Origin of the sequence: Bacteroides sp. (genome assembly GCF_052357945.1) — a bacterium.
Classification (GTDB): domain Bacteria; phylum Bacteroidota; class Bacteroidia; order Bacteroidales; family Bacteroidaceae; genus Bacteroides.
Window position 1 is genome coordinate 81357 of the sequence record NZ_DAWCXD010000008.1, and the last position, 8123, is coordinate 89479.

Sequence of the window (8123 nt, forward strand, 5' to 3'; positions counted from 1 at the left end):
TATTTTATTACGTAATGTTAGTTAGTGTGGCAAAGGTAGTAATTAAGAATGAAGAATGGCGAATGATGAATGAAGAATTAAGAATGAATAACGGAGAAAAGCAGGAACAGCAAAAGACAATCATAAACTATAAACAACGAGCGGTAAACAAGCTATGCCATTCATTGACATCTGCCGTTCACCGCTCACTATTTTATTTACAGTTTGCTATTTATCATATCCTGTTTATCATCCACAGTTCGCCATCTGCCACTCCTATTATGATTCGATTGCTTCAATCCGTTTGATTAACTCGTTTCCAAGAGCTGTTTTATCTTCAATATGTTTCAATACTGCTGTCACAAAGGTATTGCTTTCGAAATCACCGCGTACCTGCTCAAAATCCAGCTTCATTTCATCGTGAGAACCATCAGCACCGAATCCAGTCATGGAAGACAATGAGAATTCTTTCTTAGCGTCCTCATACACCATCTTATCCAATCCGACAACAGCTTGCTGCCATGCTTTCACAATACCGATGATATCTTGTGCCGTAATCGTTTCCGGATCTAAGCCATAGAATTCCTGAATCTTATGATAAGCCCATGTCCATTCATAGGTATAATAATTCTCGTGCATTTCCGCGAAACTTGCATTGATGGATTTCAAACGATTGACTGTTCCATTCTCAATACCATCCAACAATCGGTCGATTTCACTCTTGGGAGCAATCAGTCCGGAAACATCCACCCATTCGCCAAGTCCGATTTCCGTGTCAGGTTTCAGTCGCTGACGGATTTCTTCATTGGTCTGGAAATTAATACCCTCCAATCGTTTTATGATGGAGTTTCCCAAGAACTTGTGAATGGCGATTTCATAAAAACGAATTCCGTTATTCAGAGAAGAGTTCTTGATTTTAGCACTCTGGTAGGAGTAGATCTCTGAAGTTTCACCGGATACACGTTTCAATTCTTTCAAAATGGAACGTCCTTTAAACATCTTCTGAATGGTATAAGGACTCAGCAGGTTATAATTGATATAATCCAGCCGGTTCGGATCTTTTCGCTTATCACGCTTCGGCCATTTCTGTGCGTCACGGATAGTACCCACACTTCTCAAGTTAACTCCCGGAACTAGATAAGTGGTATTCCGCTGCTCTATCAGGTAAGAGAAAGGAAGATTGGAAGTATCGGCATGATTAACATGACGTCCCATTACCAAAGAGAAGGCCCCGACACGTGCCGGCCATAAGATATATGAATCGGAAGTGGTCTTCGCTCCTCTCTCCATCGTTCCCTGATGGATAGGACCTAACTTATACATGTGATTACTCTGATTGGACCCCGAACCCGCATTCATAAACGAGAACATACCGGCAATCAATAAAGTAGATTTATGGTGTGTCACAGTGAAAGGACCTGCAAAAATAGCACATGCCTCACCGTTCTCTCCCTGACAATTACTGAAGAATAAAGAATCGGAAGCGGAATAATTGTGTCCCAGTTTACAGGATTGTCCGACGAAACAACGAGTCAACATCGTGCCGTCATCCACTTTAGAGCCGGAAGAGATGATAAAGTCATCACAGATTACACCATGTCCGATATGTACAGGTGCCGTCACATTACTATTGACGCTACCATTGGATAAGCGGCAAGTCCCACAGATATGACAGTAATCGCCAATGCGGACATTCTTAATCGAACCTGTATTGAGAATCATCACATGATTGCCAATACTGCCGACAGCAGAAGCATGTTTGTTGGAATAGTAATCCGCAATAGATTTCATGCGGTTTATCAACTCGGGACGATGGCGGTACAGTGCAAGTATATATGCCTGGTGCGCAGACAGTTTATCGTTCATCAACACCTCACGGCCTCCTGTTTCATTCAAGACAGCCACTTCTACCCCATTACCAAAAGTGCTTAACCTATCCACTAAAATAATATCTACATTCTCAATGAAGGTGTCACTGCCAATCTCATAATTAGCAATATAGTTCTGTATATTCTCAATACAGCAGTTATCGCCCACCGACACATTGTGCAACGTCACATGACGTAATCCCGAATGTTTCTTGATTCCCCCCGGCAATGTAAATTCAGCTTCGAATACCCCCAGTTTTACTTCACCCGAGAAACGGGTATGATGGACGTACTCACAATTAAAACCCTCTGCCACTGATACATTTCCCCAATCATCGGCCAGACATGACTGGCTCTTCAACTGAAGTATCTCATCTTCAGTCAATCTACGATAGTCTTTCATCTTAATAATGTGTTAATGTGCCCATATGCCAATGTGCCAATTCTGATGCAGTACGCGCAACCAATTGGCACATCAGCACATTAGCATATTGATTATTCTTCCTCTTCTTCTTCGTAGGTCTGATAAAGAAAATCGTTATAGGGATATTTCTGAACGTGTAATTCTTTCACTCGCTGATAAACTACATTTTTCAGTTCGTCTATATTGATTCGTTCGCGGGCGGAAATAAAGAGACAATTGTCCTCCATCTTTGCCATCCACGTCTTCATCAGTTCTTCGAGTGTTAAGTTTTCCTTTGTTCGGGGGGTAAGGTCGTCCGGCGCTTTCTCCACGTAGGTGTAAGCGTCTATTTTGTTAAATACAAGTATCATGGGTTTGCCACTGCCGCCAATCTCTGCCAGTGTTTTGTTCACCACTTCAATCTGTTCCTCAAATCCGGGGTGGGAAATATCGACTACGTGCACAAGCAAATCTGCTTCACGTACCTCATCCAGGGTAGATTTAAAAGATTCTACCAAGTCGGTAGGTAACTTGCGAATAAACCCTACTGTATCTGACAACAGGAACGGTAGATTATCGATAATCACTTTGCGCACAGTAGTGTCTAAAGTAGCGAACAGTTTGTTTTCCGCAAACACTTCACTCTTGGAGAGAAGATTCATCATGGTTGATTTTCCCACATTGGTATAACCAACCAGTGCAACACGTATCATGCGTCCGCGATTCTTGCGTTGGGTAGCTTTCTGCTTGTCAATCTCCGCCAGACGTTCTTTCAGCAATGACATACGGTTCAGGATGATACGGCGGTCCATCTCAAGCTGTGTTTCACCCGGACCACGAAGTCCCACGGAACCTTTGCCACCACCGGCACCGGAACCACCTCCCTGGCGTTCCAAGTGAGTCCAAAGCCGCTGCAAGCGCGGCAACATATATTTATACTGTGCCAGTTCTACCTGTGTCTTCGCATTGGCTGTCTGCGCACGCATGGCAAATATATCAAGAATCAGTGAAGTACGGTCCAGTATCTTCACTTTCAGTTCAGCTTCAATATTACGAATCTGTTTCGCAGAAAGCTCATCATCAAAGATGACCATTCCTACTTCACGTTCTGCTTCCTCTTCGTCATGGATATATTGTCTGATTTCTTCCAACTTTCCTTTTCCAACATAAGTCACAGAGTTAGCCGTCGGCAACTTCTGTGTAAATCGTTTCACAACTTCCGCCCCAGCCGTCTCGGCAAGGAAAGCCAGTTCATCCAGATACTCGTTTGTTTTACGCTCATCCTGCGTCTGTGTGATGAGTCCTACAAGCACTGCTGTTTCTACTTTGGCTTCGGATATTACAAATTCTTTCATTCTTTACTTCTATTATATATAATAATGTGGGCGCAAATATAACAAAAAAAAAGAGGACAATGTTTTATTGTCCTCTTTTTCGTATCATTTATGGTAATTCAATTATAAATCAAACCATAGTTTTTCCCAGATTTTCGGAGATTCTTTCGGTGCATTAATATTAGCTGTCATTTCTTCAGGACTATATTCCCATCTTCTGATCAATTCTTTTGAAGTTGCATCTTCCGGGACTTGCAATGTCGGAACCTCGTTTCCGGCAGTACCAGATCGCCTCCATTGTACAAACTCCTCAAACGGACGATCCATCAAATCAATCCATTGCTGCATATGAATCTCATACAGAGCTTTTTCCTGGGTCATCGTTGTCAATTCCGGTAAACCTGTAACATATGTATCAATATCGGATTCCGCAACTCCATAAAAAGCACATGCTTCACGAATTCCTTTCAGGTACAGTTCATTAGCTTTCGACAGATTTTGAGCAACTCCCAATCCGCGCGCATAAGCTTCTGCTTCCAAAAGTAGCTGTTCTTGACAAGAATAAATCAATTCCGGAGCGTCTCTTCTGAAAAGGTAGTTGCTTACAACAGATGACAGTAGATTTTCTTCATCATCCGTCTTTGGAGCCTCTCTATTACCCAACCCCCGGTATACACCATCCGCACCCGGTTCAAAATAACAGGGAATACGGGGATCATTACGTTCTTGCATCGGTTTCAACATATAATTGCTGGCAAAGAACAATATTTGTGTCCCCCCAACCAATTCTATAAGTTCATATTTAGGGTTCTGGTTACCCGGATCTGTAGAGTAAGGAAATACCAAATTGTCCGCTGCTGATGCAACCATTCCTCCAGCCTGCAGCAACGTACCAATAGCAGCAGCCTTAGAAGGGTCTTTATCTACCATAACCATCAATGTTCTGAACTTTAAAGACTTTGCCAAAGTCATCCATTTGTTCATATCACCTTTGTAATAGATATCGTACTCATCAATTGCATTAGCATCATTCAGATCTATAAGCTGTAATGCCTCATCAAGTAATGACAAAACACCATTCAATACACTTTCCTGAGAATCAAATTTCGGATATTTAATTGTTCCGTTCCAGGATTCTGTGAAAGGAATATCTCCCCACAACATCGTTGCCTCATACATATGCTCAGCCAAAAGAATCTTACACTGCGCAATAGCATTGTGATTCACCGGTTCTGACTCTTCTGCATTTTTAATAGCTAACATCAAATTATTGCCACCTACAGAATAATAATGTTTCCAGACATTCCCTGTACTATAAGGAGAAATAGTATATACAGATTCATCCCAGCCACCGTAATCAAGTCCACCATCAACTTGACACTGCGAACTCATAGATAAAGGAATATAAAAGTCACCACCAGTGCGTGTTCCAGCCCAGTTTACAGCTACATAGTTAAACAAATACCCGGGATCAACTTTCTCGGCAGTATTGGGATCATGGTTAATATCGAGCCAATCGCTACATGAAGTTAAACATGCCAAAGCGCTCAATGCGTATGTTAATATTTTCTTTTTCATTATCATATTCGTTTAAATCTTACAATGTTAATCTGACATTAAATCCAAAACTTCTGGTAGAAGGTATGCTGTTAAACTCTACACCACCCCCAATCTGAGAAGGACCGAAGAAGTTAGCTTCCGGATCAATATGTGGCACATGATCTTTAATAATCCATAAGTTACGTGCCTCAAAACCTAAATCCAATGATTTAACAAAAAAGCTCTTGAACCATTTGCGTGGGAAGCTATAAGACAACTGTACCTCTCTGAGTTTTACAAATGATGCATTATAGATATTCCCTTCATTATTACTAGAATTGGATATATGCTGCCAATAATCCTGCATACTTTTCACAGGAACATCATTAGGTCTATATGTTCCATCATCCTGAAGGATTACACCCGGCTCAATAAAGGAAGCATCTTCACGGTGAGCTATTGTTTCAGCAGCCAAACCGCTACTTCTTAAATTAGCTACAGTCTCTGAATACAAAGAACCTCCATGACGGATATCAATCAAGAAACTCAAGGTAACTCCCTTATAAGTAAATGTATTGTTGATTCCCATCGTAAAATCAGGATATACATCTCCTAAACGCACGTTATTAACAGTTTCTCTCAAACCTGTTTTAGAATTAATCACATAATTTCCTTGGTCATCACGTTTCCAACCCGTGCCATACAAGCCAAACGAATCTCCTTTAGCAGCCTTAATTTGTAAACCGCTCAGTCCACTCGTTAACGTATATTCATCAAGTCCTTCAGCTAACTCCTCCACTGTCTGCTTATTTGAAGCAAATGTTGCATCCAGGTCCCATTTAAAATCACGTGTTTCCACAGGAGTCAACCCCAAAGTTACTTCAACACCTTTATTGGCAATCTTCCCGGCATTAATATTATTGGCAAAGTAGCCTGTTGACAATGGGACATCAATACTTACAATCTGATTCTTTGTAATATTGCTATAATAAGTCATATCTAACCTAATTTTTCCACCGAAGAAACGCAAATCAGCTCCAACTTCAAAAGAACTTTGATTTTGCGGCTTCAAATTCTCATTTGGTAAGACACGAGGTCCCGTAAAGCCAACTAATCCCATATGGGGGAAAGTGTTAACATTACCCAGATATTGCAAAAAGTAAGTACTAGCGGGAGTATATTTAAATGCCAAATTGTACGGATCTTCATCACTACCCACATTAGCATAACTCAAACGAACCTTACCAAAATTCAGAATATCTTTGTTTTCCATCAACTCCGTAAAAATAAAACTACCACTTATGGAAGGATAGAAATAGGAACGATTATTGATCGGTAGAGTAGACGACCAGTCATTACGTCCTGTTACATTTACGAAAAGCATATCTTTGTATCCCAAACTAATATCTCCATATAAACCAACAAGACGTTTCTTTTCATAATAATTTACCGGAGTAGTAGACTTCGCATTAGTATATGTGTATAGCCCATCAACAACCAGATTCTGCGCCTGCACATTTTCATTCTTCCATTCCTCCTGATAGAGATTATGCCCCATCATTACCTTAAAATGATAGTCATTTGCAAAAGTCTTCTCGTAAGAAACCATTAAGTCATTATTTATAATTCTTTTATACAAATTCCAAGTCTGGAACTTTCCGTTCAAGGCTCCTACAGTACCTTTTGCATATACCTTACGCCTTCCTTCTGTGTAAAAATCTGTTCCGGCATTATTGGTGATAGTCAGTCCTTCAATCGGTTTATAAGTCAATGTGATATTACCAATCATACGATCTAAATTATTGGTAAACTTATTCTTATTAATAATCCAATATGGATTATTACTTTTACCTTCCGGATCTAATGTGATTTGCTTTCCATTCTCATCCACCCAATTCTTTTGAATATCATGTATATCAATAGTTCTCGGCAATCCATTAATCAATGGAATCAGTAGGTTACTATCATTTGCACCTTGCGCTGGACGACCTTCAGAGTCGGAACGTATATATTGAGCAGAAATACGACCTGTGAAGTTCTTAGTAAAATTCATACCCGCATTGACAGAAAAAGCGTATTTATTATAGTCAGATCCAGGTACAACACCAGTCTGATTAGTAGAAGTAAAGCTCAAACGGAAGTCCGCCTTTTCACCACCCCCCGCAACTGATACATTATTAATATAACTCATTCCCGTTTCATAGAAATCCTTTACATTATCAGGATTTGCCTTCAAAGTCACTTTATCACCTTTGTAATCTGTAAACTGCTGATCTTGTACCGATGAGATCTTCGGTCCCCAACCATTCAACATTTTCACATTATATACACCATAACTGCCTTGTGCATATTCATTTTGAAAGTCAGGTAACTTTAGTACATTTTCAAATCGTGTAGAAGAGTTTACTGTTACAAACACCGGTGAGTTCTTCTTTCCCTTCTTAGTAGTAATAACGATAGCACCATCCTTTGCACGCGCTCCATACAATGCTGTTGCAGCTGCTCCCTTCAATACATTGATAGATTCAATATCATCTGAATTAATATCCCCTGCACGATTACCGACATCAACTATACCATTAGTTCTGTCAGGGTTATAGGAACCATTGTCAATTGGAAGCCCGTCAATAATAAATAAAGGAGAAGAAACGGTACCAATAGACGAAGCTCCACGAATCTGTATACTTGAACTACCACCTACCGTACCAGATGATTGGGCTATTTGCAGTCCCGCAATCTTACCAGACAATGAATTAAGTACATTACTTTCACGTGCTTTAGTTATTTCATCTCCCTTCACACTAGATACGGCATAACCTAGGGATTTTTCCGATCGCTTAATCCCCATAGCTGTCACTACAACCTCATCTAGATTTTGGGAATCAGACTTTAGCACAACTTTTAAAGTTGGTTTGATCACCACTTCTTGCGTCTGCATACCAATATACGAAATCTGCAAAGTCTTTGCAGAACTTGGTACATTCGACAAATTAAAATTAC

The 8123-nt window shown here is 40.3% G+C and carries 5 protein-coding genes; 1 reads left to right on the forward strand and 4 read right to left on the reverse strand.

Annotation, left to right across the window (positions count from 1 at the left end; genetic code table 11):
- The first annotated feature begins 26 nt into the window (after positions 1 to 26).
- Positions 27 to 287, forward strand: coding sequence for a hypothetical protein (locus ACT8YW_RS03905; protein ID WP_229097412.1), 261 nt, complete (start codon positions 27 to 29; stop codon positions 285 to 287).
- Here the strand turns inward: ACT8YW_RS03905 and ACT8YW_RS03910 are convergent.
- The 4 genes from ACT8YW_RS03910 to ACT8YW_RS03925 all read right to left on the reverse strand — a co-directional run bounded on the left by ACT8YW_RS03910 (position 259) and on the right by ACT8YW_RS03925 (position 8112).
- Positions 259 to 2250: a DUF4954 family protein gene (locus tag ACT8YW_RS03910; protein ID WP_070782719.1), complete on the reverse strand. Its 1992-nt coding sequence runs from the start codon at positions 2248 to 2250 to the stop codon at positions 259 to 261. The genes ACT8YW_RS03905 and ACT8YW_RS03910 overlap by 29 nt on opposite strands.
- A 92-nt stretch (positions 2251 to 2342) precedes the next feature.
- Positions 2343 to 3605, reverse strand: coding sequence for a GTPase HflX (gene hflX, locus ACT8YW_RS03915; RefSeq protein WP_004326261.1), 1263 nt, complete (start codon positions 3603 to 3605; stop codon positions 2343 to 2345).
- Positions 3606 to 3707: 102 nt separating this feature from the next.
- Positions 3708 to 5168 carry a SusD/RagB family nutrient-binding outer membrane lipoprotein gene (locus tag ACT8YW_RS03920; RefSeq protein ID WP_444104065.1) on the reverse strand — a complete coding sequence of 487 codons (1461 nt, stop codon included), beginning with the start codon at positions 5166 to 5168 and terminating at the stop codon, positions 3708 to 3710.
- Between the two features lie 13 nt (positions 5169 to 5181).
- Complete coding sequence (locus ACT8YW_RS03925; RefSeq protein WP_195345819.1) at positions 5182 to 8112, reverse strand: SusC/RagA family TonB-linked outer membrane protein; 2931 nt, start codon at positions 8110 to 8112, stop codon at positions 5182 to 5184.
- Between the last annotated feature and the right edge of the window lie 11 nt (positions 8113 to 8123).